Origin of the sequence: Streptomyces sp. NPDC058086, assembly GCF_042885015.1 — a bacterium.
In the GTDB taxonomy this organism is placed as follows: domain Bacteria; phylum Actinomycetota; class Actinomycetes; order Streptomycetales; family Streptomycetaceae; genus Streptomyces.
Map to the genome: position 1 here is coordinate 1 of NZ_JBHVST010000267.1, position 2,334 is coordinate 2,334.

1 pseudogene is annotated in these 2,334 nt (G+C 63.4%); it reads right to left on the reverse strand.

From position 1 onward, the window contains the following. Nucleotides 1-392 precede the first annotated feature (392 nt). Nucleotides 393-1,718, reverse strand: a pseudogene (locus tag ACFVWD_RS58110) (erythromycin esterase family protein). Nucleotides 1,719-2,334 lie beyond the last annotated feature (616 nt).

Here is a 2,334-nt window from a genome sequence, read left to right on the forward strand (position 1 = left end):
TGGAGAGGGTGTCGATCACCCGAATGATTCTCCCGAGATTGGCCGTTGCCTCCCATGCCCCTGGGCCGCGCCGTGTGCCTTACCCTGACCGCCGCGGAGCGCCACCGCCTGAAGAAGATGGCCTACGGCCACACGACTGAGCACCGGGCTCGGCAGCGGGCCATAGTCGTTCTGCTCGCGGCGCTGGACCTTCATCACCCTCATGGTCCGCCGCCTCACCCGCCCTCCCCGACCACCACGCACCACGCCACACCCCGTCAAACCGGTGAAACCGGCGGAAAAGCCCAAGCCCATACGCCTGCGAATGCAGCCGCAGACGATCCGGCTGGCCCTCACCGCCTTGAGCTGACCGCGGACAGGCACCTTGTTATGAAGGAGCAGGGAACGTAGGGCTACTCGCCGATATCTTCTGTGAGCGTGGTCCGTGGCACGTTGACCACTGCGTCGTAGGCGTCCAGGGCGGGGACGGGCAGGAACCCGTCGTCCATGCGCATGCGGGTGGGCTCTTGCAGGCCATGGTTCCGGGCGTGTGCACGGAGCGCAGGGACGTCCACAAGTGCTGGGGCCTCGGGCACTCCAGAGAACAGAGCCTCCACACTGTCGTGTGGTGCCTCGGGGGCGTCGGTTGCAGCCTGCCGCATACCGGCGGGGTGTGTCGGATCAGGCACGTTCTGCACAGTCCGCCCGCCGCCGCTGGTCAGTGCCACGGACACGTAGTCCACTCCGAGTGCCTGCGCAAGGACGTGCCCCATCGGGATGCGGGGAAGCGGGACACCTTCGGGGTTGGCTGTGCGCTGGATGTGAGCGTTGTGGGCGGCGAGGACAATGCGGGTATCGGGTGCGGACTGGTCGAGCAACTCCAGCAAAGTGTCGGCCAGGTATCGGTCGCGGGCGGAGAGATTGGCGGCGTCCGGTGTACCGCTGAACAACTCGGACATTGCGCGTTGCATCTGGTCAGTTCGCCAGGCAGCCCATACATCGGAGAGAGCACGTTCGTAAGCCTGGGCTCCGCCTTGCTGAGCATAGATCTCGCGCATGGCTGTTATGCGGTTGAGTAGACGACCGAGCGTTGCCGAGAGTTAGTCTTGAAGCTCGGGGCCGAGGGCGAGCCGGGCATGTGCGGAGGCATAACCCGAGCCGGCTGAAAGCGGTTCCGCCAGCTCCAAGGCCGTGCGGGCGTAACGCACTGCGGCCGGGTCGATGTCGGCCAGATATGCGGCGACAGGTTCCAGAGCGGGCGCCAGCGAACCGCCGGCCGCTGGGATGTCGAGTCCCGCGAAGCGGACCGGGTGTCGTGCCGCAGAATTCCAAGAGCGCAACCACCGCAAGGTGTCACGGCCCTCTGCGGACTGGCCCGGATAGCCGTCTGCTCCGGGAAGGAGCAGCGCATCGAGGTCGCCGTCACCGCCGTGCACCCAAGCGTCGACCGCCCGACCGGAAATAGCCTCGAACTCTACGGCGTAAACGGTGAATCCACATTCTGTTACCAAGTAGCGTAATATCTGTTCACGCAGCAGGCTGAACTCCCGTATCTGGTGTGAATTCTCTCCAAGGGCAACTACGCGCGCGTCTCCGACCAGGCGGCGTAGCGCTACCAGGTCATCGAGCGGGACATCGAGACGAGTGGCGTTACGTGTAGTCCACTCGACGAGGCTGAGAGGATAGCTAGATTCCATGATCGCGACCCTAACAGCCATGCACCAGGGCTCGAAGCGCATCGGGAATACGCAGGTCAGAGACGGCAGTACGAGCAGGCAACGCAACAAACTAGGTGCCCTGTAAGAGGTGGCATCCCGCCCGTCATCGATTCACAGTATGGGTCGCCGGATGGCTGATATAGGTGCTCGTTCGCCTGGAAGGCCGGGGAGATCCGGGCAGGTCTGCCTCGGTATGACTGATCAACGCATCTGCGCTTTACAAGGTATCTCGTTACTGAACGTCACAGATCACCGGTTCTGACACAGCTTCAACTGAACTGAATCTGAACGCCCGCTACCGACGTGCGGCCCAAGCCAGCGGCCACTTCCCCAACGAGACCGCCGCCCTCAAACGCCTCTACCTGGCCACCCTGGCTCTCGACCCCACCGGACGCGGCCGCCAACGCTGGAACAACCGCTGGAAGAGCGCGCTGAACGAGTTTGACCTCCTCTTCGACGGCCGCCTTACAGCCGGACGGGTATAGCCCAATCAGCCCACCGAAGAACCTGTAGGCCAATCAGACGAATCACACCTCATTCCTGGCTCTTCCAAGATTTTCGTAGCCGGTGATCACTTCAACTTGCCTGTGGCGTCGACTGGTTGACGGTGCCAGGCTGGCTGTGTGTGTTGTCGTGG